The sequence below is a fragment of the Runella salmonicolor genome (assembly GCF_024158025.1).
In the GTDB taxonomy this organism is placed as follows: domain Bacteria; phylum Bacteroidota; class Bacteroidia; order Cytophagales; family Spirosomataceae; genus Runella; species Runella salmonicolor.
In genome coordinates, this window is sequence record NZ_JAMZEL010000007.1 from 133654 (window position 1) to 158542 (window position 24889).

The 24889-nt window shown below is 45.0% G+C and carries 26 protein-coding genes; 16 read left to right on the forward strand and 10 right to left on the reverse strand.

The window, feature by feature from the left end; translation table 11 throughout:
- Window positions 1-358 precede the first annotated feature (358 nt).
- The 3 genes from NCI00_RS17290 (at window position 359) to argH (ending at window position 3357) form a co-directional block, all read left to right on the forward strand.
- Window positions 359-1123 carry an abortive infection family protein gene (locus tag NCI00_RS17290; RefSeq protein ID WP_253529576.1) on the forward strand — a complete coding sequence of 255 codons (765 nt, stop codon included), beginning with the start codon at window positions 359-361 and terminating at the stop codon, window positions 1121-1123.
- Between the two features lie 169 nt (window positions 1124-1292).
- The gene (locus NCI00_RS17295) at window positions 1293-1877 is read left to right on the forward strand and encodes a hypothetical protein (protein WP_253529578.1); all 585 of its coding nucleotides are present in this window, start codon (window positions 1293-1295) and stop codon (window positions 1875-1877) included.
- 145 nt (window positions 1878-2022) lie between these two features.
- Window positions 2023-3357 (forward strand): argininosuccinate lyase, encoded by a 1335-nt coding sequence (gene argH, locus NCI00_RS17300; RefSeq protein WP_253529812.1) that lies wholly within the window; start codon window positions 2023-2025, stop codon window positions 3355-3357.
- 69 nt (window positions 3358-3426) lie between these two features.
- On the opposite strand, the gene NCI00_RS17305 is transcribed toward argH, so the two are convergent.
- Window positions 3427-4341 carry a hypothetical protein gene (locus NCI00_RS17305; RefSeq protein ID WP_253529579.1) on the reverse strand — a complete coding sequence of 305 codons (915 nt, stop codon included), beginning with the start codon at window positions 4339-4341 and terminating at the stop codon, window positions 3427-3429.
- 11 nt (window positions 4342-4352) lie between these two features.
- Entirely contained in the window at window positions 4353-4829 is a 477-nt protein-coding gene (locus tag NCI00_RS17310; protein WP_253529581.1) for a regulatory protein RecX, read from the reverse strand.
- A 118-nt stretch (window positions 4830-4947) separates the two neighbouring features.
- On the opposite strand from NCI00_RS17310, the gene NCI00_RS17315 reads away from it, so the two are divergent.
- The 5 genes from NCI00_RS17315 (at window position 4948) to NCI00_RS17335 (ending at window position 9783) form a co-directional block, all read left to right on the forward strand.
- Window positions 4948-6255 (forward strand): MFS transporter, encoded by a 1308-nt coding sequence (locus NCI00_RS17315; protein ID WP_253529583.1) that lies wholly within the window; start codon window positions 4948-4950, stop codon window positions 6253-6255.
- A 103-nt stretch (window positions 6256-6358) separates the two neighbouring features.
- On the forward strand, window positions 6359-6700 hold the full coding sequence (locus NCI00_RS17320) for a c-type cytochrome (protein ID WP_166558326.1): 342 nt from the start codon (window positions 6359-6361) through the stop codon (window positions 6698-6700).
- A 141-nt stretch (window positions 6701-6841) separates the two neighbouring features.
- Window positions 6842-7573, forward strand: a complete 732-nt coding sequence (locus tag NCI00_RS17325; RefSeq protein ID WP_253529585.1) for a DUF4129 domain-containing protein — start codon at window positions 6842-6844, stop codon at window positions 7571-7573.
- 30 nt (window positions 7574-7603) lie between these two features.
- Window positions 7604-8794, forward strand: coding sequence for a DUF4350 domain-containing protein (locus NCI00_RS17330; RefSeq protein ID WP_253529587.1), 1191 nt, complete (start codon window positions 7604-7606; stop codon window positions 8792-8794).
- A 17-nt stretch (window positions 8795-8811) separates the two neighbouring features.
- Window positions 8812-9783, forward strand: coding sequence for an AAA family ATPase (locus NCI00_RS17335; protein WP_253529589.1), 972 nt, complete (start codon window positions 8812-8814; stop codon window positions 9781-9783).
- 87 nt (window positions 9784-9870) lie between these two features.
- Here the strand turns inward: NCI00_RS17335 and NCI00_RS17340 are convergent, their stop codons facing one another.
- Window positions 9871-10347 carry a hypothetical protein gene (locus tag NCI00_RS17340; RefSeq protein ID WP_166558323.1) on the reverse strand — a complete coding sequence of 159 codons (477 nt, stop codon included), beginning with the start codon at window positions 10345-10347 and terminating at the stop codon, window positions 9871-9873.
- An 18-nt stretch (window positions 10348-10365) separates the two neighbouring features.
- Window positions 10366-10911 (reverse strand): heavy-metal-associated domain-containing protein, encoded by a 546-nt coding sequence (locus NCI00_RS17345; protein WP_253529593.1) that lies wholly within the window; start codon window positions 10909-10911, stop codon window positions 10366-10368.
- A gap of 109 nt (window positions 10912-11020) precedes the next feature.
- On the opposite strand from NCI00_RS17345, the gene NCI00_RS17350 reads away from it, so the two are divergent.
- Entirely contained in the window at window positions 11021-12211 is a 1191-nt protein-coding gene (locus NCI00_RS17350) for a Gfo/Idh/MocA family protein (protein WP_253529596.1), read from the forward strand.
- 59 nt (window positions 12212-12270) lie between these two features.
- On the opposite strand, the gene NCI00_RS17355 is transcribed toward NCI00_RS17350, so the two are convergent.
- On the reverse strand, window positions 12271-12465 hold the full coding sequence (locus NCI00_RS17355; RefSeq protein WP_013927601.1) for a cold-shock protein: 195 nt from the start codon (window positions 12463-12465) through the stop codon (window positions 12271-12273).
- Window positions 12466-12765: 300 nt separating this feature from the next.
- On the opposite strand from NCI00_RS17355, the gene NCI00_RS17360 reads away from it, so the two are divergent.
- The gene (locus NCI00_RS17360) at window positions 12766-12987 is read left to right on the forward strand and encodes a PspC domain-containing protein (protein WP_166558320.1); all 222 of its coding nucleotides are present in this window, start codon (window positions 12766-12768) and stop codon (window positions 12985-12987) included.
- Between the two features lie 27 nt (window positions 12988-13014).
- Here NCI00_RS17360 and udk read toward each other — a convergent pair whose 3' ends face one another.
- The gene (gene udk, locus NCI00_RS17365) at window positions 13015-13635 is read right to left on the reverse strand and encodes a uridine kinase (RefSeq protein WP_253529599.1); all 621 of its coding nucleotides are present in this window, start codon (window positions 13633-13635) and stop codon (window positions 13015-13017) included.
- Between the two features lie 207 nt (window positions 13636-13842).
- Between udk and cysS the strand changes: the two genes are divergently transcribed.
- From cysS to NCI00_RS17390, 5 genes are all read left to right on the forward strand, one after another.
- Entirely contained in the window at window positions 13843-15378 is a 1536-nt protein-coding gene (cysS, locus tag NCI00_RS17370; protein ID WP_253529602.1) for a cysteine--tRNA ligase, read from the forward strand.
- A gap of 46 nt (window positions 15379-15424) precedes the next feature.
- The gene (locus NCI00_RS17375) at window positions 15425-15967 is read left to right on the forward strand and encodes a DUF192 domain-containing protein (RefSeq protein WP_253529605.1); all 543 of its coding nucleotides are present in this window, start codon (window positions 15425-15427) and stop codon (window positions 15965-15967) included.
- 54 nt (window positions 15968-16021) lie between these two features.
- Window positions 16022-18397, forward strand: coding sequence for a T9SS type B sorting domain-containing protein (locus NCI00_RS17380; RefSeq protein WP_253529609.1), 2376 nt, complete (start codon window positions 16022-16024; stop codon window positions 18395-18397).
- Window positions 18398-18437: 40 nt separating this feature from the next.
- Window positions 18438-20720, forward strand: coding sequence for a GH92 family glycosyl hydrolase (locus NCI00_RS17385; protein ID WP_253529612.1), 2283 nt, complete (start codon window positions 18438-18440; stop codon window positions 20718-20720).
- Between the two features lie 147 nt (window positions 20721-20867).
- Window positions 20868-21215 (forward strand): DUF6970 domain-containing protein, encoded by a 348-nt coding sequence (locus NCI00_RS17390; protein ID WP_253529614.1) that lies wholly within the window; start codon window positions 20868-20870, stop codon window positions 21213-21215.
- Between the two features lies 1 nt (window position 21216).
- Here the strand turns inward: NCI00_RS17390 and NCI00_RS17395 are convergent, their stop codons facing one another.
- The gene (locus NCI00_RS17395; RefSeq protein ID WP_253529616.1) at window positions 21217-21984 is read right to left on the reverse strand and encodes a CDP-alcohol phosphatidyltransferase family protein; all 768 of its coding nucleotides are present in this window, start codon (window positions 21982-21984) and stop codon (window positions 21217-21219) included.
- Between the two features lie 180 nt (window positions 21985-22164).
- On the opposite strand from NCI00_RS17395, the gene NCI00_RS17400 reads away from it, so the two are divergent.
- A complete protein-coding gene (locus NCI00_RS17400; protein ID WP_253529617.1) occupies window positions 22165-22371 on the forward strand; it encodes a PLDc N-terminal domain-containing protein in 207 nt (68 codons plus the stop codon).
- A 2-nt stretch (window positions 22372-22373) separates the two neighbouring features.
- On the opposite strand, the gene NCI00_RS17405 is transcribed toward NCI00_RS17400, so the two are convergent.
- The 3 genes from NCI00_RS17405 to NCI00_RS17415 all read right to left on the reverse strand — a co-directional run bounded on the left by NCI00_RS17405 (window position 22374) and on the right by NCI00_RS17415 (window position 24864).
- Window positions 22374-22721, reverse strand: a complete 348-nt coding sequence (locus NCI00_RS17405) for a DoxX family protein (RefSeq protein ID WP_253529618.1) — start codon at window positions 22719-22721, stop codon at window positions 22374-22376.
- Window positions 22714-23775 carry a dual-specificity RNA methyltransferase RlmN gene (gene rlmN / locus NCI00_RS17410; protein WP_253529619.1) on the reverse strand — a complete coding sequence of 354 codons (1062 nt, stop codon included), beginning with the start codon at window positions 23773-23775 and terminating at the stop codon, window positions 22714-22716. The genes NCI00_RS17405 and rlmN overlap by 8 nt, the downstream gene beginning before the upstream one ends.
- 75 nt (window positions 23776-23850) lie before the next feature.
- The gene (locus tag NCI00_RS17415; RefSeq protein WP_253529814.1) at window positions 23851-24864 is read right to left on the reverse strand and encodes a zinc-binding dehydrogenase; all 1014 of its coding nucleotides are present in this window, start codon (window positions 24862-24864) and stop codon (window positions 23851-23853) included.
- Between the last annotated feature and the right edge of the window lie 25 nt (window positions 24865-24889).

A 24889-nucleotide genomic window follows, 5' to 3' on the forward strand; every position in this document is an offset into this window, starting at 1 on the left:
GTGCATTTATATCCGACCAAGAATACCTCCTGAGCCAGTTGATGATTCTTATTTCTCGTTATCGCTAGATTGTATTCCGCTAGCAACGTTTACAAATACTACTGCGCTTGCTGTTTCGCCGATCTCATCACTAAGTGTAAAAGGAAGACTTATTCGGCCTCTAGTTCTTTATCAGTTAATCATGATATGAAAACCTGATTTTATCCCTAATTATTAAATACTTGCGCTACCATTTAAGGGATTGCTATGTTGAAAGCACTATTTAGTATATGAAACATAGGTTCGTATATTTACTGAGCAACTATAACCATATGAAAATAAGCGGAAAATGAATGATTTGATCTCACCTAAGTACCAAATGAAGCTTATAAAGGAAATTAATGAAGCAATTTGGCGAGAATTTAATAGTTACGAACAAGTAAGATATTATATTAGTAAATGGCATGAGGATAATTATGATCAAAATGGATTCAACGATTATTATTGGGAGAATTTTAAGATAGTTGAAAATGAAAGTAAAAAAATAAATCTATTAGCAACACTTAATTCAATGGATGGAACAACCTTACTTAAAGTTGCTATTGATTTAGGGGTTGATACTCCAGACTTTATACCATCAATTCCTACATTTAAAAATGAAGTTAAATCGGAATATATAACCGCTTATGACACTTTTCAAAAGGCATATAAGCAAATTGAGTCAGACCCAAGCCTAGCTATTGGACTTGCAAACTCAGCACTTGAAAGCATTATAAAGGAAATTTTAAAAGACAATAGGATTTCTAGTAAGATTTCAGGGCGAGAAACACTATATAAATTAACATTAATCATTGTAAAGGAATTTAATCTGACGGATCCCCAACAGCCAAATGAAATAAAAACAATCGGAAGCTCCCTTATAGCAATAGGTCAGGCAATAGAAATATTAAGAAGTGATAAGACTAACTTTCATGGTAAGACAACAGGCGATTATTTGATTACAGATACCATATTTGCATACTTTCTTATAAATTCAGTTGCCACTGTTGGCCTTTTTATTAACTCTTATTACAAGACTAAATATCCAAAGAGACAGGATCAACAAGTGCAATCTGAAGAGTCAGAGGATAATTTGCCATTTTAATATAGATTCTGTTGCTAGCAATCTGCGTTTTCATGGAGTTTATTTTCTCTGTTCCTGACATTAGGTGTGTCAATCACAACTTTACCCGGCACATAAAAGGCTGTATTGACCTTAATAAATACTAACGATAAAAGATTATTTTTACCGAACCTTGCTTCATCCTTTAAAAATGCCTTCCAAGATCGCTTACCGTTTTTACCCTTCATTGCTCAACACCTATTCACGGTTTTTGCAGGGAAAACTCAGCGAGCAGGAGCTATTGGACCGTATCAATCGCGTACCGATTCCGTCCACGGAAGCCCAGGTGCGCGGCGTATCGTTTGAAGATGCCGTTCTGAAAGGCATCGGTGAAGACCAGTTTGATTTCAACATTCTCCAAACTGTTCGCCTACGACTACCCAAACCCATTGTCAAAACGCAAGTGTATTGCCAATACCAAATCGACGATGCGCTGATTTACGGATTTGTGGACGTTTTAGGGCGCAAAGAGGCCGTTGACATCAAAACCACTTCTCACTACGAGCCCAACCGTTTTCTACAAGACCACCAACATTTTTATTTGCCTGCCCTGTACAATTGGGGCATTCGTCAAATGCGCTATTTGATTACTGATTTTGAGCAGGTTTACGAAGAAATATACGACGGCGAAAGCGATTTCTCAGGGCAGTTGGAAGAAGTCTATTCGTTTAAAATGTTCTTGGATGAACACCGAGAATTGATTAACAATGCAAAAATCTTCCCTAAAAAGCCTTAATTTGTCCTTTCAAAGGCCGCATTACCTTTAAATTCATTCAATCGAGATGAAAACATTCTGTACATTCTGCATTGGAATGGCGTATGCGGTGGCCATTTTTGCACAAAATAAACCTTCCAAAGACACGATTACCCGAGCGGTTCCTATGAAACTCTGGCAAAAAGAAACGACTTCTATCTCCGAAAAAATTGAGAAATTCACCGTCGGGCGCGACCGTGAAATGGATTTATATTTAGCCCCTTATGATGTGTTGGGCAATATCGCCCACGCCAAAATGCTAGAAAGCGTAGGGTTGCTAAAAAAAGAGGAACTGACCGCATTGGAAGCCGAATTGAAGAATATTTATCAGGAAATTCGGCAAGGGAGATTTGAAATAGAAGACGGTGTTGAAGACGTTCACTCGCAGGTAGAACTGATGCTGACCCGCAAACTCGGGGACATCGGCAAGAAAATCCACAGCGGCCGCTCACGCAATGACCAAGTGTTGGTCGATATGAAACTGTTTACCCGAAGTCGTTTGGAAGAAGTTGCTTTGGCTTCGCAAAAACTGTTTGACTTACTCGTTAAACGTTCCAACCAACACAAAAACGACTTGTTGCCAGGCTATACGCACTTACAAATCGCGATGCCTTCGTCGTTTGGCTTGTGGTTTGGCGCCTACGGCGAAGCCTTGGTCGACGATATGGCCATGATTCAAACGGCCTATAAACTTGCCAATAAAAACCCACTCGGCTCAGGCGCAGGCTATGGTTCTTCATTTCCATTAAACCGCACTATGACCACTGAATTGTTGGGTTTTGAAGCGTTGCATTACAACGTCGTGTACGCCCAAATGTCACGCGGGAAGACCGAACAAACAGCACTGACGGCGATTGCCGCCCTTTCGTCCACCCTTTCACGCATGGCAATGGATGTTTGTTTGTACAACAGCCAAAACTTTGCCTTCGTCACTTTACCCGACGACCTCACCACGGGCAGTAGCATCATGCCGCACAAAAAAAACCCCGACGTGGCCGAGCTTTTGCGGGCAAAGACCAATCGTCTGAAAGCCCTTCCGACCGAAATCACGATGGTGATGAGCAATTTACCATCGGGCTATCACCGCGATATGCAGCTACTGAAAGAACTGCTGATGCCCGCGTTCGACGAAATACTAGATTGTCTAGACATCGCTCACTTTATGCTTGAACACCTTGAAGTAAAGCCCGATTTATTGATTGATAAAAAATACGATTTACTGTTCAGCGTGGAGCGCGTCAATGAACTGGTGGTGCAGGGAGTACCATTCCGCGATGCGTACCGCCAAGTAGGGAAAGAAATCAACGAAGGCACTTATCAAGCCTCACGCGCCCTCAATCACACACACGAAGGCAGTATCGGCAACCTTTGTAATGACCAAATAACGGAGTTGATGAACGCCGAAATGGCGAGATTTAAGTTTGAGAAGGTACATACTGCGGTTGAAAATTTACTGAAATAGAAAATCACCTAATTGAATCAACCACAGAGACCCAGAGCAAAACCCCGTGTCTCTGTGGTTAACTATTTTTTAAAACCCTAATAGTTTAAACAATAACTCAATTCCGATACCGCTAGTCAGCATACGTTCTTTGCGGTTATTGGCTAGTTTTTGCGACCAATCTACCAACCCACCATCGGCGATTTCGAATTCTTTCTGGCCAATGGTTACAAAAATTTTGAACTGAATAACCTGATAATAAGACTGTTCTACATCTTCTACCTCAAAGGCAACACCCTTCGTTTCAGTCATAATGGTATCACATAAAGGTAAAAAATCAGGATTTTGTTTACGTGTAGACTTCAATACGACCTTTACTGATTCAATACCTGAAAAGCTTTTTAGGTAATCAGTCGTAAAACGGATATGCTCTATCAAATGTCGTTTTTCAAAAAGTAAATTCCCTTTGTCTTTCCCCGCCGTTAGAAGGCAGAAAATCTTAAAATGAGGAAGAAAAGGAGGTGGCATGTAAGGTGTGCGGAGGTGTCTGTGCACCGTGCAAAGCTGAATATCGGTTGAGTCAAATTGTATTTTTTTCCGACGACTTACGGCTTCCAGCGCAAGCAGGTTTGTGGCATCGGCTACGACTTCCGTACTTCTTAAAGCCGATAAAATTTTGTTCTGATTAACCGTTGCTACCGCAGCGCATGACCCAAGCGGACTCACAGGAGACAGTTCGAGGGGGGTAAATCCAAAAGTCTGAGCTTTTTGCAGAAGATGCAACTCAAAAGTTAAAAATGAGATGAAATCAACATCAGAGGGTTTGACAAATCGGTTGTCAGCATAACTTCTGAGCAAATCGCCCGCAGTCATTCGCTCAGTTTTTCGGCGCATTACTTCCATCAACAACGAATTGAGGTCTGAAGAAGGCAACGCCGTAAGCAAGTGCAACAAATCAGCCGTATCTGTCTCTTTATGAATCCGTTCAATGATTTTTTTGCTCATTATTCATCCGATTATTCTTCTTGCTCCCCTTCCACGCCCATGGTTTTCAGCAATTCCCACACAATATCACTTTCAAAACCCCGACTCAGGGCAAAACGAACCAATTTTTGCTTCACGGCCAAAGGTTCTCCTTTTAAGCCCTTCGCTTTTTTTTCCAGCAAATCTCGCAGTACCACCTCATAATCATCGCCGTCTATTTCGCTTAAACCCTTTTGAATCAAATCATTCGATAAGCCTTTTAGCTTCATCTCCTGCCTGATTTTAAGGCGTCCCCATCGCTTTACCCGAAACTTACCTCCCGCAAACGCTCGCGCAAAACGCTCCTCATTTAGGTAATTTTGGGCTTTTAGCTCCTCCAGCACCCACGCGGTTTCTTCCTCCGAAAGCTCCCAATCGTTTAAACGTTGTCGGGTTTCTTTCACGGTTCGTTCCTGATAAGCACAAAAGGAAGCCGCTTTTAATAACGCGAATTTTTGACGGTCAGTCATTTATGGATTTTTTCAACAAAAATAAGCATATAACATTTACAACATACCCCGTATATTGCAGAAGTTTTGCTGCAAAAAAGTACGCTTCGGCGTTTCGACCTTTAACCCCTGAGATACAATGCTTCCCAACAACTTCCGCTGGCGGATAGTGCTGTTGCTTTTTTTGGTTACTACCATCAACTACATTGATCGTAATGTACTCTCATTTGCGATGCTTGACGATACGTTCAGAAAAGAAATGCTGGGTTTTCCGCTTACCTATACACTCACCCAAGCCGACCTCAATGCGTTCAAAATCCAATACGGCTGGGTAGATACCGCTTTTAAAGTCGCCTACGCCGTTGGTTTTATGATGATTGGGTGGCTTATCGACCGAGTCGGCACCAAACGTGGATTGGCGATAGCAATTGGGCTTTGGAGCATAGCGGGCATCGCCAATGCTTTTGTGAGTTCGTTCCGGGGATTAGTGGCTACACGTTTTGTCTTGGGAATCGGTGAAGCTGGCAACTTCCCGTCAAGCATTAAGTCGATTGCTGAATGGTTTCCCAAAAAAGAACGCTCCTTTGCCACGGGAATTTTCAACGCAGGAGCCAATGTCGGCATCATCATTACCGCCGCCGTCATTCCTTGGATGACCCTGCATTATGGCTGGCGAATTTCATTTATGACTACGGGGGTATTGGGGCTGGGTGTGCTAGTAGCGTGGTGGATGACCTACCAACGCCCCGAACAACACCCCAAAGTCTCCCCCGTTGAGCTGCGTTATATTCAGCAAGACCATCAGCAAGAAGTGATTGAAGGTCGCCTGACGTGGTGGCGGCTGTTGCGCTATCGTCAAACTTGGGCACTGATTGTAGGGAAATTCATGGCCGACCCCATCTGGTGGTTTTATCTGACATGGCTACCCGATTTTTTCAACTCCAGCGAATCTCTTGACCAAACCCTTGACTTGCAGAATATTGGCCTGCCATTTATGGTTATTTACATTATTTCAGACGGCGGTAGTGTGTTTTTTGGCTGGCTTTCGTCACAATTCATGAAAAAAGGTTGGGAACTCAACCGCGCCCGCAAAACAACGATGCTGATTTGTGCGCTCTGTGTTGTTCCAATTTTCTTTGCCGCCCAAACCCAAAATATCTACATCGCCGTAGTGCTCATCGCCATTGCGGCAGCAGGGCACCTGGGGTGGTCGGCCAACGTGTACACCTTCGCCTCCGATTTATTCCCCAAAAGTGCCGTTGCGATGGTGACTGGTATCGGTGGGTTTGCGGGCGCCGTGGGTGGAGCCATTCTGGCCGCCATAGCGGGTCCCATACGCGTTCAGTTTGGTTATTTACCCTTGTTTTTGATTGCTGGCTCTACTTATTTATTGGCACTTTTCATCATCAATCTGCTTATTCCTAAAATGAAACCCGTAGAGATGTAAAAATAAACTTTTAGCATTTTAACACAATTTCTTTCTGAAAACGTTATAGCTTTGCATTAAAATCAAGTTCTTACTTTTCATTACAATAATTCCAATCCTTGGCATGAAACGATTCACCAAAATGTTATTAGCCGCGGGCTTTTTGTGTGCCGGCACGACTATCGCAAACGCACAAACCCAAATTCCCGCTGATATTGAGGCACTACTAAGCAAAAATACCTGTTTAGCCTGTCACCGTGTTGATCAGCGATTGGTTGGTCCAGGCTACAAGGAAGTAATGGCTAAGAAAAAATACAAACCAGAGCAAATCGTAGAGTTAATCTATGCTCCAAAACCTGCCAACTGGCCTGGTTATCCTCCAATGGCTGCCCTTGCCAACGTCCCTAAAGACGAGGCGCTTAAAATTGCCAAATGGATTGTGACACTTGCTCCAAAAAAGAAATAACCCGTCTTTTTTATTTTCCTCATTGTAAAGCCGACGCAAAACGTCGGCTTTTTTGTAGCTTTAAGGGCAATTTATGGTTTAATTTTCGCTTCATTAAAGTAAATAAGCCCAAAACAGATAGTAACTTTTTGATTTAATGCCATGATTTCATCTGTTTTAAAAAGAATCACTCTTACTATTCTGTTTGTCAGCATTGGCATCTGCCTCCAGGCGCAAAAAAACAAAAAGGCAGATACCGCAACCGTAAGAGCGCCTTTTGACCAGTCACGCATCGTACAACGCCTGCCTTCGACAGAGCGTCTTGATGATTTTCGTAACGACCGGGAGTATCGTTATCACAACGACGCCCCGCCCCCCGAAAACCCGCTGGCCAAATTTTGGTACTGGCTGATGCGCAAATTGTCGGCATTTTTTCAAAGCAGTTCCTACGAAAACTTCTGGCAATATGTCATTCTGGCCACCATCGGCGGCTTCGCCCTTTGGCTTCTTTACAAATCGGAGTTTTTGGGCGGCATCTTTGGCCGTAAAGCCCAAGACGACCCACTCTCTTATAATCGCATTACCGAAAATATCCACGAGCTGGATTTTAATAAGCTCATTGACGAAGCCGTTGAGAACCACAATTACCGTTTGGCCATAAGACTGTATTATTTAAAAACTCTTAAACAACTGACTGACAAACAATTGATTCATTGGCAACCCACCAAAACCAACCGTATTTACGTAGATGAATTAGGCAACCTTCGTTTAAAAGCTGATTTTGAGCGACTGACGTCCCAATTTGAGTACGTTTGGTATGGCGATTTTACGGTATCAGAGGCCGAATTTGGAGATATAAAAGAGGCCTTTTCTAATTTCTCGGCAAGAATCTAAAAAATTGACGACGCAACGACTGACATTCTTTTGAAAAATTTACGAAGCAAATATTTTTGGTTTTTAACGCTGACCATCCTCGGTTATGGGCTGTTTGAATACTACCGCCCCAAACCGATTGACTGGACGCCGTCTTACTCCGACAAGGATAAAATACCGTTTGGCACCAAAGCGCTGGTTGAGTTATTGCCGGATATCTTCGGTAGTCAAGCAGTAGAGTCATTGCGGCTGCCAATTTATAATCACCTGACTGAAAGCAAATTGCCTACCAAAAGCAATTATATTTTTGTCTGTCAAAATTTTGATATTGATAAAAATGACCGCACTCAACTCCTCAATTACGTAAAAAAGGGGAACAACGTCTTTATTTCGGCATACGATTTTTCGGACACATTGCTCAAAACCCTCAATGTGCGGGCCACGCTCAAAGCGCCTTCGCTCCGCGATACAGCATTGGTCATGAACTTTGTCAATCCAACCTTCAGAAAACCCAAAGGTTACGTTTTTCCGCAGGATGACGGGCGGAATTATTTTTTGGTAAAAAGATCTGAAAATGTGACGGTTTTGGCCCAAAATGCGCGTAATGAGCCCATTTTTCTGAAGGTATGCTACGGAAAAGGTCATTTTTATCTGCATAATTTGCCTTTGGCTTTGACCAATTATTACGCGTTGGATTCTGCTACGTCAGACTTTGCTTTTAAGAGCCTTTCGTATTTACCCGTTCAGCCCACGTATTGGGATGAATACCTGAAACAGGGTCGATTTGGCGAAAATGAGCAGTCTATTTTTCGATTTGTGATGACGCAGCCACCGCTAAAATGGGCCTATTATATGATTCTTTTCGGGCTATTTGTGTTTGCCATTTTTGCGGGGAAACGCACCCAACGCATCATTCCCGTGATGGAAGTGCCTAAAAATACCTCCCTCGAATTTGTGCAAACCATCGGAAAAATGTATTTCCAACAGGCTGACCACGCCAACATTGCTCAAAAGAAAATACAGCACTTGCTGCTCTATATTCGGGAGCGCTTTGGGCTGCGTACCAACGAATTAGACGAAGAATTTAAAGAAGCCTTATCCCAAAAAACAGGCTTTGCACGCCTAGAAATTGATTTATTATTTGGCGAAATAGCCCACGCGGAGCGCAGTGGCCGCCTTACTGAATATGCCTTACTGAGCTTAAACCGAAGAATTGAAGATTTTTATCAAAAAACCAGATAACATCTACCCTCTCATTCATGAATTTCGAATCACGCATTGACCTTCAGGACCTTAACGACGCTATTTCGGCCATAAAATCGGAAATCGGCAAAATCATTGTGGGCCAACACCACACCATCGAACTACTCCTAACCGCCATTTTGGCCGATGGACACGTCTTGGTAGAGGGAGTACCGGGAGTAGCCAAAACACTCACGGCGAAGCTATTGGCAAAAACCATCAACACCGATTTTAGTCGCATTCAGTTTACCCCCGATTTAATGCCGTCGGATGTTTTGGGAACGTCGATATTCAACCCCAAGCTCGCCAATTTTGAGTTTATGAAAGGGCCGATTTTTTCCAACCTCATTTTGGTCGATGAAATCAACCGCGCCCCCGCCAAAACCCAATCGGCCCTCTTTGAAGTGATGGAAGAACGGCAAGCCACCATCGACGGCAGTACTTACCCAATGAGTACACCGTTTATAGTAATTGCAACCCAAAATCCCGTTGAACACGAAGGCACGTACCGCTTGCCAGAAGCCCAACTAGACCGTTTTCTGTTTAAAATAGTCGTGGGTTACCCCACCGCCGAGCAGGAAGTAGAAGTGTTGCGTGGACATCATCAACGGAAGAGCATGACCGAAGCCATTGGAGAAATTACTGCTATTTTACAGCCTCAACAATTAACGGAATTACGGGCAAAAACGCACCTAGTACACGTAGAAGATAAATTGTTGGAATACATTGCCCAAATTATTCTGCAAACACGCAACAACAAATCGTTGTTTTTGGGGGCATCACCACGGGCTTCGGTGGCATTATTGAACAGCTCCAAAGCATTGGCCGCGATTAGAGGACGTGATTTTGTGACGCCCGAAGACATTCAGGCACTTGCTCCCGCCGTACTTCGTCACCGCATTATTTTGATGCCCGAGCGCGAAATGGAAGGTGCCACCCCCGACGACGCCGTAGCTCAATTATTGCAAAAAGTAGAAGTACCGCGTTAGTCCATTGCCCATATAATACCAATCGCCTGCTTTCCGAATTAAACATTCTGGAAAGCAGGCGATTGGTAATTTTTTCTTATAAACTCGCTAGAGTACTTTTTTAACCATTTCCTCAGCCTTAGCTAAATCAGCTTTGATTTTCTCGATATTGGTTTTTGATTCTTTTTGCACCTCAAGCATTTGCTCCGCCGTCAAATCTGGCGCTGGCTTATGCTCATGCTCTTCTCCGTCGTGGTGCTCGTGAGGCAATCCTGGCACTTCTACCACGCTTTCTTCCCAAGCGGCAAATGAGCCCGCTACCGCATCCAACGCCGCTACGGTAGAATCTAAACTTGCAATAGCTGCCGCATCGGTCAGCGTTTTTTTCTTTTCACTTAACACTATCTTCAACGAATCTATGCCTTCGATTTGTTGATGAATAGATTCTTCAATTTCCATTGCTTCCAGATGGACCTTGCCCGCTTCTTCCATTTTAGGGTCTTTTTTGTCACCGCAAGCAGAAAATAAATACACACCGAAAAGCATACCGCCAACGGTAAGTAAAGAATAAACGTGTTTTGTCATGGTAAAAAGTAGCGTTGGTTAGTCAATCATTGAAACTTGGTATCCCTGCTTTCTGAGAGTCGCCAAAATGGCTTCATCGGACGTTTTTCCTGCATAATAACGCACCGAAACCACCTCGTCATTCAGCTTGATTTGCGAAGGTACGACGCCTTCTACGGATTGAAGCGTATTATTTAACTTTTCTACCGATTTTAGCGGCGTTTTAAGTTCAAATTGAGCAACCCTTGTTGAGCGAATCCGCTCAAACTGCGCTTGCGCCAACTGACCTTCTTCGGCCTGAAAATACCGATGAGGAATCAGATTCAACACTACTGTAAGGCCTACCGCACCCCAAAACACTCTTTTCTCAAACAAACCAGCCTGATGAGAAGGGCGTAAGTATAAATCATAAAAAGACCACGCCAATGCTGCTAATTGCAACGCAATCAACGGAGTACGATACTCTGCCAACCAGCCGATAGATGCCCCGTTAAACAAAACGACCACCAACGGTACCCAGCAGCACAACAGGTGTACAAGCCCTGTTAAACCCACATTTAATGTTATCGAAATAATTCTTGCCATGACTATTTGCAACTATATTGCAAAAGTACGAACAAAAAACCATCATTAAAAAGTTTAGCTTAACTGCTTTTTTTATAAAAATAATTTTCACCGTCAACAATCAGATTTTATGCAAAGGATTGCCATGCTTGGTTCGGGCTTTATCGGACGTTTTTATGCAGAGTCTATCCACGGTCAGCGCGGCCGTGACCGCGTGGTGGCTATTTATGCGCGCCGCGAAGAAAGCGCCAAAAAATTTGCCGATGATTACGGCTGTACGTTTTGGTCGACCGACATGGAAGAAGTAATCGCGCACCCCGACGTCACCATGGTTTGCGTAGCGCTCCCCAACAACCTCCACGAAGCCGCCGTCATGCTTTGCGTAAAACATAAAAAGGCGGTGGTCAGTACCAAACCTTTGGGCAGAAACGGAGCCGAAGCCCTGCGCATGATGCAGGCCATTGAAGGCGCGGGCATATTCGGCGGGTATCTGGAAGATTTGTGTTACACTCCTAAATTCCTAAAATCCAAGCAGATGGTAGATAACGGTGCCTTGGGGCGGATTCTGTGGGCCAAGTCAAGAGAAACCCACCCTGGCCCTCACAGCAACTGGTTTTGGGACAAAGAACAGGCAGGCGGTGGCTGTATCCTTGATTTGGGCTGCCATTGCATCGAAATTGCCCGCAATTTTATCGGCAAAGACATCAAGCCCGTAGAAGTGATGTGCTGGGCCGCCACGCAGGTAAAACCCATTGAGGCCGAAGACCACGCCATTGCGTTGGTCAAATACGAAAACGGGGCCATCGGTCAATTTGAAGTAAGCTGGACGTTTCGCGGCGGCATGGACCTGCGCGACGAAGTCATGGGAACGGAGGGCACTATATGGATGAATAATTTTCTGCGTACTGGCTTTGAAGTATTCACGACGGGCAAAGGCGGCGACTACGTGGCCGAGAAAGCCGAAAGCAATACGGGCTGGCTTTTTCCAGTAGGCGATGAGGTCAACGAACTTGGCTACAACCACATGTTTACAGATATGTTTCGGTCGGTCGAGGAAGGCACCCAGCCTGCCGAGACCTTTTACGATGGCTACGTGGTCAACGCCATCATAGATGCCGCCTACAAATCGGCCCAAACCAAACTCTGGGAGCCTGTCGATTTACCCGTTTGGCGCGGTCAAGAAGGGTTGACGCCCGTTTCAACGCTGATTGACTACGATGCCGATTATTATTTAATTAAGGAAGAAGTCACGCACGACGGCCGTCACAAAGTAATTTTGAAAGACAAAAAGACCAACGAAATCATCGAACGGGATTTGTAGGAAATAAAAACGGGGAGCTCTTGGCAGAGTTCCCCGTACCGTTCTTGGGTAAAGAAAAATCAAATTTTCTTCACTTTAGTAGCGTTCAAGCCTTTTTTACCATCAACGATTTCGTACTCTACTCGGTCTTTTTCACGGATAACTACCCCGCCTAAGCCCGTTACGTGTACAAAAATTTCTTTTTGAGATTCATCGTCCACAATAAAACCATACCCTCTGGCTTCATTGAAAAACTTTACTGTTCCTGTTTGCATTTTACTACAATAATTAAAATAATGAAAGAAATAATTAAACAAACAGCCGCCAATCTCCTCATTTTCAGCGGATTTACAAAGATATTGACAAAACTAATCATTGAGCAAAAGGCTTGAACGCTCAAAATTAGGCACTTGCCAAGACTTACTTTGTCTTGCGATGAGAATGAAGTTTTTAAGCAGAGCTCAAACAAATTTATAAAATATTTGTTACAAGTCAAGTTCGGAGACATCTGTTATTCAGATGCTTGACTTTATAGAATAGATTTGTTACCTTCGTTTTCAAACATAAAAAACGCGATGAATCGTTTCCGGTATTTTGTTGAGAACCACGTTTTTGGCGTTTGTACTCGCTTGGGAGAAATCTTTAATATCTCGGCAAGCAGTATTCGGCTTTATTTTATTTACGCCAGCTTTTTAACCTTTGGTTCCCCCATCATTGTCTACTTGGTGATGGCATTTTGGATGGAGATTGGCAAGCACCTCCGTCGACACAATAACCCTACTATTTGGGAATTATAAGGCCCGCCAACTCCTTTTGAGCCGCCGCTAAAGCTCAATTTTACTTTTCAAAAATGCTTTTACTACTTCCAGACCGCGATGAAAATGTCGGTTATTAGGAATGATTATGTCGGCGTCAGCCTTTGAGGGTTTGATAAACTGCTCGTAGGTTGGAAATACATGATTTTCCCAACGGTACAGCACATCCGTCAAATCGTAGCCACGCTCCACTTGGTCGCGGATAATACGACGTTTGAGTTTGATGTGCTCTTTGGCGTCAATGAAGATTTTTAAATCCAACAGCTCCGCGATTTCCTTGAAGTAAAACACAAAAATCCCTTCTACCACAATGATGGGCGTAGGTCTAAAGGTAAGCATCTGCGGAATAATGGCGGGATTGTTGAAGGTATATTCCAACTGCTCCACGGTCTTGCCCTCCCGAAGGTCGATGATGTGCTCGGCGTACTTGCGGTGGTTGATAGCGGAGGGTAAGTCGAAATTATGTACCCCGTTTTCGTCGACTGGCACTTCATTACGAGAACGGTAATAATGGTCTTGCGAAATCAGGCAGATTTCATCTTCGCCAAAAGCGCCCATCAGGCTGTTAAGAAAATAGGTCTTTCCCGATGCACTCCCGCCCGTGATTCCGACGATAAAAGGTTTTTTCATGCGGTAAAGTTACGTTGCCCCGTCTAAATACCGAACTTCTGGCACCGAAATTGTAAAAGAACCCGCAACAAATTGTTAGTTTTGCGTTTAAATTACATTTTCTCCTGCTATGTTTTTGAAAAATTTTCGGGTTGACCTCTTTCGATGTTGCTGATACTGCGTTTCAGGAAATCAATTTCATAAACGAGTATTTAGTATTCTCTTATCATGACACAACCACTCAAAATCTATAATTCTCTCACCCGCCAAAAAGAACTTTTTCAACCCCTTAGCCCTCCTCACGTAGGGCTATATGTATGCGGGCCAACGGTTTATAATTACGTACACTTGGGCAATGTTCGTACGTTTCTGACTTTCGATATTCTTTTTCGCTACCTGACGCACATTGGTTACAAGGTCCGTTATGTGCGCAATATCACGGATGTAGGCCACCTTGTTGGCGATGGCGACGAAGGTGAAGATAAAATCGGACGGATGGCCAAACTAGAAAAGCTGGAGCCGATGGAAATTGTGCAGCGCTACACCAACGATTTTCATCAGGTGCTGGAGCAACTTAATTTTCGCACGCCCAGCATTGAGCCCACCGCTACTGGACATTTGATTGAACAGATAGAAGCTGTCAAAGACCTGATTGACAAGGGACTGGCTTATGAATCCAATGGCTCGGTTTATTTTGACATCAATCAATACAACGCAAACGGCAATAATTACGGCAAACTATCAGGCCGGGTATTGGAAGACCTGTTGACCGAGACTCGCGAGTTAGAGGGTACTTCGGAGAAGCGAAATCCGCTGGATTTTGCCATTTGGAAGAAAGCAGCCCCCGAGCACATCATGCAGTGGGAATCGCCATGGGGCAAAGGTTTTCCAGGTTGGCACTTAGAATGTACTTGCATGAGTACCAAATACTTAGGAAAACAATTTGATATTCACGGCGGTGGCATGGACTTAAAATTCCCTCACCATGAATGCGAAATTGCGCAGGGAACAGGATTGAACGGAACGGAGCCCGTACGCTATTGGATGCATTCCAATATGTTGACGGTCAACGGACAAAAAATGTCAAAATCATTAGGCAATTCATTTTTACCCGTCGAGTTGTTTTCTGGCAATCATCCGTTGCTTGAACAGGCCTACAGCCCCATGACGTCTCGATTCTTTATGCTCCAGAGTCAATACCGAAGCACGCTTGATTTCTCAAACGATGCACTGAAAGGGTCTCAAAAAGCGTACAAACGAATCATCAATGGACTGAAAGCCATTAAAGCATTGACCTACATCCCCGCGGAAGTCGAAAGTTCGTCCAATGAAGCAGGCTTGAAGGTTTCAACCCCTGGTGTTACGATTGATGAAAAGAAAGTAGCCGACATTCAAAAAACCGTGCAGGCGTTTTATGATGCCATGAACGACGACCTCAACACCGCCGTTGCGATTGCGCAGTTGTTTAACCTCTTAAAATACGTCAACATGATTTACCTCAACCAGTTAAATCCTGCGGCGTTGGGGGAAGAGGGATTTGCCTTGTTGAAAGAAAAATACATCACCTTTACCGAAGAAATTCTAGGTCTGAAGGAAGAAACAACGGAAAGCAATGCCGTATTGAGCGGAATGCTTGATTTATATCGCGAATACAAGTCGGCCCAGCAATACGACAAAGTTGACCAAATTCGTTCTTATTTTAAGGCGCAAAATTTAGTTATTCGGGACATGAAACACCGGATTGACTGGGCGTACGAAGAATAATTTCAACCAACCCGATATTCATTGCATTATTTCATCAAGGTACTTTATGGAGAAGCGTCGTTCATACATAAGTTATATTTTATTGGCAGTTTTTGTGCTAGCGGGGGCTTTGTATCTTTTAAGACCCTTGCTGGTTTCCAACAGCAGCGCCTCGGTTTCGGCCGAAACTGAGGCGCCCGCTTCTTCGTCGGCGGCACCCGCAGCCCCCGCGAGCGGCATTACAAAAGAGGGTGAAGTAACGTTTTTAAAAGGCGGCAAAACCTTTCGGAAGATTGACGTTGAAATCGCCGAAAACGACGCCGATCGCCAAAAAGGCCTGATGTTCCGGCCCTATCTTTCCGATTCGGTGGGAATGCTGTTTGTTTTTGAAGAACCAACTCCGCAAAGTTTTTGGATGAAAAATACCATGATTTCGTTGGACATCATCTACGTTGACCAAAACAAAAAAATTGTTTCTATCCAGAAAAAAGCCAAACCCTATTCCGAAGAAAGCCTCCCCTCCTTTGGTGACGCACAATACGTGGTAGAAGTAAACGGCGGTTACTGTGATAAATACGGCATTCAGGTAGGCGACACAATCGTTTTTTAAGGCTTCTTTCATTTTGGAACAATAGTTGTAAAGGATTAAGAAAAAGAACCTTACATGAAGTGGTGGATAACGTGCGGGCTATTGTTGATGTGGAATGCGGGGGCATGGGCCAATCACATTGTCGGGGGAGATATTGCGCTTACCAAACAAAATGGTTCCTCTACCAGCTACCTCATTACCTTAACCCTGATTTACGACGGCGTACTGGGTAGTACAAACGACAAGGCATTTGTTTCTTCTTTTCGCAAAAGTACCAACGCCCGCATTGAAGATTTTACGCTGACCCGCGCTGCACTGGAGGAAATCCCCTATTCCAACCCTCGCTGCGTTCCCAATCCTCGCGAATCTCGCATTACATTGGCTCGCTACACGGCCACCGTTTCTTTTCCTACGACTACCTACAACGACCCAGAAGGCTATTATTTTTCGTGGGAAGAATGTTGCCGCAACGGCGAAATTGTCAATATTCAAACACCCAATAGGGTTGGCTTAGCCTTTTATGCTGAAATTCCGCTCAACAGCATTTCAGCCGGTTTGCCCCAATTTAAAACTCCCGAAGTCAAATATGTGTGTGTAGGAAAAAATTTCGAAGCTGATTTTGGAGCAACAAGTTCTTCGGGAAATGAACTACGCTACAGCATTGTCACGCCTCTCATTGGCTCCACCGACCAAGGCGGCACTTTTCCCGATAAATCCAAAGCAGGCCCTTATAGTCGGGCGGTTTGGAGCGCAGGTTTTGACAGCACGAAAGCTATTCTAGGCGCTAATCCATTGAGAATTGACTCAAAAACGGGTAAAATAACGCTTAATGCTTCTAAGGTTGGTTTTTTTGCCTTTGCGGTTCGTTGTGAAGAATGGCGACAAAACGTAAAAGTAGGAGAAATACGACGCGAATTTGTGTTTAACGTTGTGGATTGTATTTCTTCAGTCCCCTCCCCCGTTTTTATTGAAATCTTAACGGCATCGCCTTCAGTTACTTACCAATCCTCAGTGGGCAATATCTCTTCGGTAGACATGTGTCAAGGCGATTCTGTAGTTCTGAAAGCCAACGATGAAAACCCGCAATGGGCGTATCAATGGCTAAAGGACGACCAACCCATCACTAATGCCAACCAATCTTATTTGGGCATTTATCAGCCCGGCAACTATAGCCTTGTCAAACGTTTTGCCGAAAGCTGCGGAACGGAGGAGTCTACCTTAAACTTCACCCGCGTCAACGTAAAAAACGCCAGCACGGTCCGAATTTCCTCCAGTCGCCCTTTGCCGCTGTGCTCCAACGACAGCACCAATCTAAGCATTGATTTACCCTCAAACGCCACCATCAGCTGGCAGCAAAACGGGGTCACTACCGACAATTCAGGGCAGGTTTTTTCCAACGTAAAACAACCGGGTGTTTACAGTGTGTTTGTAACCGAAAAAACGACCAAATGCGTAAGTAAAGACAGTGTAATCATAAAGCTTATTTCGGCCCCAACGGCCCCGCTGACGATTGACGGTACGCCTATTTTCTGCGCCAACGATTCCATAAAACTCATTACTCCCCACAATAATGCCTACGATTATGCGTGGTATCAGGAAGATACCCCCTTGTTTGCTTCGTTCGGAAACGAGTTTTCACCAACGCAAACTGGCCGGTATTCCGTAGCCGTGTCTGATACTGTCACTAAATGTACCACCCGGTCTGTTTCAGTCAATGTTATCGTAAAACCCTCCCCTACGGTCACTATTGCTCCCATACAGGCATTGTGTACCTCTGCTTTACAGGCAGTTACCTTAGAAGGCTCACCCGCAGGAGGCACTTTTAGCGGACAGGGTGTGGTAGGAAATCGGTTTGTAACGCAGGATTTATCGGCGGGTACGTATCCGATTACCTATACCTACACCAATAATCAGGGGTGTTCGGGAAAAGATACTAAACCTGCTTACATCGCCCCGCCTCCGCGCTTAGAAGTACCCAGAAAACTGGTAGTTGTACGCGGTGACAGCATTCAAATCAAAACCGCGGTACCCCTCAACGCAACCGCCGTATGGTTTCCGAGCATTGGGCTCAACAATTCAACCGCCACCAGCCCAACCGTAAGTCCCGACCGAACCACTAACTATACCGTAACCATGACCACTACGGAAGGGTGTATTGTAAAGGGCGAAGTGCTCATTACTGTTATTGACCTCACGATTCCCAACGGTTTTACGCCTAACAATGACGGTGCCAACGATACTTGGGAAATTGCAGGCATTCGGGATTTCCCCAATTGCACCATCGAAATTTTCAACCGTTGGGGCAACCTAATTTTTACCAACAAAGGCTACGAAACCCCGTGGGACGGCCGCTGGAATGGCGACTTTGTACCCGTCGGAACCTACTATTATCACATCTATTTGCGCGAAGTGGAGTATAAATTGACGGGAAGTTTGAACGTGATTCGGTAATATTGTTGTAAAATCGCACCAACAAACCCCTTCATATTCCATGCAAACTTTTCTACGGCCATTCTTTCTGGCTTTTCTCGTGGTACAAACCGCTTTTGCTCAATCTCCCAACAGTGATTATACCCAATACGTCAACCCATTGATGGGGACCGATTCTCGGCATGAACTTTCGGCTGGCAACACCTATCCCGCCATCGCCACGCCCTGGGGAATGAATTTTTGGTGCCCCCAAACGGGCAAAAATGGCGACGGATGGATGTACATGTATACCGCCAACAAAATCCGTGGCTTCAAACAAACCCACCAGCCCAGCCCTTGGATTAATGACTACGGGATGTTTTCGATTATGCCCGTGACGGGAAAATTGAAATTTACGGAAGACGAACGCCAAAGCTGGTTTTCGCACAAAGCCGAAGTGGTAAAGCCTCATTATTACAGCGTTTATCTCGCCGACCACGACACGCAAGTTGAAATCGCACCCACCGAGCGCGCCGCGCAATTTCGACTGACGTTCCCCAAAACCGACAGCGCGTTTGTGGTCATTGATGCCTTTGCCAAAGGCTCATACATCAAGATTATTCCCGAACAACAAAAAATAATTGGTTATAGCACCCAAAACAGCGGCGGTGTTCCGCTCAATTTTCGCAATTATTTTGAATTGCATTTCGACAAACCCTTTACTTATAACGCCACTTGGTCAGGCAAAAAACTATCCAAGGGGAGTCTTGAACAAAAAGACGAGCACGTAGGAGCCGTGATTGGTTTCAAAACCAAAAAAGGAGAAGTGGTTCACATCAGAGTAGCCTCTTCGTTTATCAGCGCCGAGCAAGCCGCCTTGAATCTTTCGCGCGAATTGGGCAATGACACCTTCACGGCCACGATGCAAAAAGGCCAAAAAGCTTGGAATCAAGAACTGGGCCGATTGGCGGTAGAAGGCGGCACCGACGCCCAACTCCGCACGTTTTATTCGTGCTTGTATCGTGCGTTGTTGTTTCCCCGCAAGTTTTATGAGTACGACGCCCAAAACAAAGTCGTTCACTACAGTCCTTACAACGGACAAGTATTGCCTGGATACATGTTTACCGACAATGGTTTTTGGGATACCTTCCGCTCAGCCATTCCGTTTTTCACGTTGATGTACCCCACCCTCAACAGCCAAATCATGGAAGGATTGGTGAATGCTTACAAAGAGAGCGGATTTTTGCCAGAATGGGCCAGCCCAGGTCACCGCGATTGTATGATTGGCTCCAACTCCGCATCATTGATTGCTGATTCGTACATCAAAGGTATTCGCGGGTATGACATCAACACGCTATACGAAGCCATTTTGAAAAACACCGAAAATGCAGGGCCCGTCAACTCCGTTGGGCGCTTTGGTCACGAATATTACAACGATCTCGGCTACGTGCCCTACGACGTCAAAATAAACGAAAATGCGGCCCGTACGCTCGAATATGCTTACGCAGATTTCTGTATTTGGGAATTGGCCAAAGCGCTGAAACGTCCCGAAAGTGAAATCGCGCTGTTTGCCAAACGCAACCAAAACTACCGTAACCTGTTTGACCCCGAAACCAAGCTCATGCGCGGCAAAAACAAAGCAGGCGATTTTCAGAAACCGTTTAATCCCTTCAAATGGGGCGATGCCTTTACGGAAGGAAACAGCTGGCATTATACTTGGTCGGTTTTCCATGACATCAACGGTCTTTCCAACCTCATGGGCGGCAAGGCGGCCTTTGCACAAAAACTCGACAGCGTGTTTGTCTTACCACCCGTGTACGACGAGTCGTACTATGGATTTGTGATTCACGAAATCCGCGAAATGCAAATCATGAACATGGGTCAGTACGCCCACGGCAACCAGCCGATTCAGCACATGCCTTACCTGTACAACTACGCCGGACAGCCGTGGAAATCGCAGTATTGGATTCGTCAAATCATGGACAAACTCTACCAACCCACTCCTGATGGCTATTGCGGCGACGAAGACAACGGCCAAACCTCGGCATGGTACGTATTCAGTGCCTTGGGTTTTTATCCCGTTTGCCCAGGCACCACGCAGTACGTGATTGGAAGCCCATTGTTCAAACGCATGACCATGACCTTCGAAAACGGCAAAAAACTCACCATCAACGCCTCCAACAACGGCGCGCAACAAGTGTACGTGAACCAAGTAACCCTTAACGGCAAACCGCACAACCTTAACTACTTAGAGCACCACACGCTCCAACAGGGCGGCACCTTGGACTTTAAGATGTCGGCGCAGCCCAACCAAACGCGCGGCACGCAGGCAAGCAGCTTTCCGTATTCGTTTTCGGGGAAGTAGGGGGATAAATATTATTGCTCCGTTGGTGGAAAAATACCATCAACGGAGTAGTTTTTAGATTATAACTCTCTCTAAAACGGTGCCGAAGCATTTTTCCAACCTTTCATCCTTCGAAAACGTCTTTGTCATAAACCATCCTCAAAGGCCATGAAAAGTGCAATTGTTGTTTTATTCTTCCTGCTTATCACTGGTGCCTGTACCAAAGAAGATATACCCGCCGATACGCCTGCTTGTATCAAAGAGAAGATTGAGCAAATGAAAAAAGCATCTGTCTCAAACCCTCCGTCAAGCGTCTGGCAGTACACTTTCAATAACCAAACCGTCTATTATATTCCGCCGATGTGTTGTGACGTATTTAGCAATCTTTATGATGACAAATGCAACCTCATTTGCCATCCCGACGGAGGCATTTCTGGAATGGGCGACGGAAAATGTCCTGATTTCTTCGAAAAGCGGAAGAATGAGAAGCTGATTTGGCGTGATGACAGAAAATAAACTATCGTATAAACAGCTTCCTGACTAAAATTACAACTAACCCGAAAACGCTGTACCACGCAAAGAAAGGCAATATCATTTCTGGTAGTCCCAAGCAAAGAAATACGCAGATAACCAACAGCTGAAAGCCTAAGCCCAGCAACGAAATAAGGCTCATAAACCATTGAGGAAAAGTCCGAACGAAGAGGGCTTGTTTGTCTAAGTAAAGCACCACCACATCAAAAATGAGGTATAAACTCAAAAAAATGGCGTGCAAAACATTAACGACTTTTTGGCTTTCGTAGTGGTAAGCGATGGGTTTTCGGTATTCGATGATTCGGCTGGTTTCTTCGTTGTTCAGTCTTCTTCTCAGAATAACGTAATAATAGTTGTAAATAGAGCACTGAAATTCAATCCCTAAAAACGCCCACAATAACAGCGAGTTGGAAGCCGCCCCCGTAAGAAACAGTGTACTGAAAATGAGGAGATTGATGATAAAATCAAACACCGAATCCAAATAACGGCCAATCAGGGAAGGATGATGGGTGATTCGCGCAATTTCGCCATCTACCGCATCCAGAATGTTTTTTATCATCAAAAACACCGCCGCCCATACCAATTCATTGATGTAGATGCAATAGGCGCACAAAAGCCCCGCTAACAAAAACACAATCGTAACCTGAACCGCCGTAATTTTTATCCGAGACAAGTGATGGGCCAGAAAAGTAGCAACGGGACGTCCATAATCAGAAAAATCAATAAAGCTATCTTCTTTCGAAAGTTTCGGCATTTTAAAATAGGTCAGTTTACATCTGTAATAACTATCAACTCAAACGCCCTTCGGTTGTTCAAATAAGCACTATGCCATACCCATTTTTTTCCCGTTAATACACTTTTACCGTCTTTTCAAAAGCAAGCCATCAACAAGCAAACCGTTTTTTTATAACTTACTGCATCTAAAACATACACTATGCTTTGCTATTTAGGTCTTGGCGGACAGGAAGTGATTTTCATATTTCTCCTTTTGGGGCTAACGATTGTACCACAAATCATCGCTATCGTACACATTGTACGGAGTACGTTAGAAAATACGTTAAAACTGATTTGGGTATTGGTTACCCTTTTTATCCCTTTGGGGTGGCTGGTTTATTTTTTGGCGGGAAGGCCCAAAGAATAGGATTACACATATTGATACGCCCACCAAATAAGCACCAATTGGAGTGGCAAACGTAAAATGAGAAGAGTTTTGGGAATTCGATGAAACTTTCCCGACGTCAGCATGTAGACGTTGGCGGGAAAAATGGCAATCAACAATAAAATAATTCCCCAGGCCGATGGCGAACGGGTGGCAGCGAATAACAAGCCGATGGCAAAAGCCATCTCCAATACGCCCGAAACTAGCACAGCGGCCAGCGGCATTGGCACCCACGGCGGCATCATGCGTAGGTAAATGCGGGGCTTGAGCAAGTGAATTACTCCCGCCGCAAAATACAACGCCGCCATGAGGTACAACCCAAAGTTATTCATTTTTTTCGCGGTTGGCCAATTGCCCACAGGCCGCATCAATGTCTTTCCCACGACTGCGCCGTACGTTGACAATCACTCCTTTGCTATCTAAAAAACGAGCAAATTGCTCTAATTTATCCACTCCAGTGTTTTTAAAGTCAGCCTCTGCAATGGGGTTGTATTCAATGATATTGACCTTGGCAGGCACTTTTTTGGTAAACTCCCACAACTCTTTCGCGTCTTGCAGTGTATCGTTGAAGTTGTTAAAGACAATGTACTCAAACGTAATCCGATTCTTGGTTTTACGGTAAAAGTACTGCAACGCTTCTGCCAAATTTTCCAACGAGTTAGACTCGTTGATGGGCATGATTTGGTTGCGTTTTAAGTCATTGGCTGCGTGAAGCGAGAGCGCCAGATTGAATTTCACTTCATCGTCGCCAAGTTTTTTAATCATTTTGGCAATGCCCGCCGTCGAAACCGTAATCCTTTTAGGCGACATACCCAATCCCTCGGGCGAGGTGATTTTTTCAATGGATTCAAGCACGTTGGCGTAGTTGAGCAACGGCTCACCCATGCCCATGTACACAATATTGGTGAGCGGCACGCTGAAATTTTCTTTTGCTTGCCGGTCAATGGCCACCACTTGGTCGTACATTTCGGCGGCATCTAAGTTGCGCTTACGGTCCATGTAGCCCGTGGCGCAAAACTTACAGGTAAGCGAGCAACCCACTTGGCTAGATACGCAAGCCGTCATGCGGTCGTCGGCGGGAATCAACACTCCCTCAATGAGGTGACCGTCGTGGAGTTTGAACGCCGATTTGACGGTTCCGTCGTTGCTTTTTTGCGATTTAGCGTTGGAAATAGCCCGAATTTCAAAGTGTTCGGTCAACAACTCACGCGTTTTGAGCGATAGATTGCTCATTTCGTCAAAGGAGGTGGCAGATTTTTTCCACAACCATTCTACAATTTGTTTGGCTCGAAAGCCCTGTTCGCCGTGCTGCGTCAACCAATCTTTGAGTTGAACAACGGTGAGTTTACGAATATCCTGCTTGGAAAGAGAGATTGCTTCTGTCATTAGTAAGAGAAACCTGACGGCTTATAGTCCGTCAGGTTATATTTTCAAACACAAAATTACTGATTTACAGGTGGATTACCCAATCTTCAACACAATCTTCCCAAACTGCGTTCCGTTGTCCATACGTCGCAGCGCCATTTCGGTATCGTCGAGCGCAAAGGTCTCATCCAGAATCGGTTGAATTTGTTTTTCTTCGATAAACTGAATCATTGCTTCAAACTCCGCTTCGGTTCCCATGGTAGAGCCGTAAATATTAAGTTGTTTAAAGAATACTTTTCCGGGAATAATATCGGTGATGTTGCCCGTGGTTCCCCCAAAAAAACAAATGCGGCCGCCAGCGGTGGCAACGTCGATGAGTTTGGCAAAATGCGGGCCACCCGCACTGTCGATGATGACGTCAAAATAACCACTACGGTCGCCGCCCGTGGCAGCAATCAAGTTTTTGGTCCAATTAGGGTCTTTGTAGTTTACCCCACCTTTGGCACCTAATGCAATGGCTTTCTCTATTTTTTCATCCGAGCTCGACGTTACCCATACTTCAGCCCCCGACGCCACGGCAAATTGCAGCACAAACAGCGCCACACCCCCGCCGATGCCCGTCACCAAGACGCGCTCCCTTGATTTCATGCCTGCCCTTGTCATCAGCGCCCGCCACGCCGTAAGCCCGCCGAGCGGAATCGCGGCCGCCGCTTCAAAACTCAAATGCTGGGGCTTTGGGTGCAAATACTTCGCTTCTACTTTAAGGTATTCGGCAAAAGTACCGTTGTCGGGCATTCCCAAAATTTTGAAGGATTTGCTGTAAAAACGGTCATCGGGACCCCAATTATGCGACGGATTGATGATTACTTCTTTGCCCAACCTTTCTTCAGAAACCCCTTCTCCAATTTCTGACACCACTCCCGCGCCGTCGGAACCGATGATGACCGGCAGCTTCATGCCGGGGTATTTTCCCTGCTGTACAAAAACATCTCGGTGATTGAGCGCGGCAGCTTTGAGCTGAACAATGACTTCGCCCAGACCCGCCTGCGGTTTTTCTACTTCCTGAACAGAAACGGGTTGATTGACTTCCTGAATGATTGCGGCCTTCATTGGTTGATTTTTGGTTGAATGATGT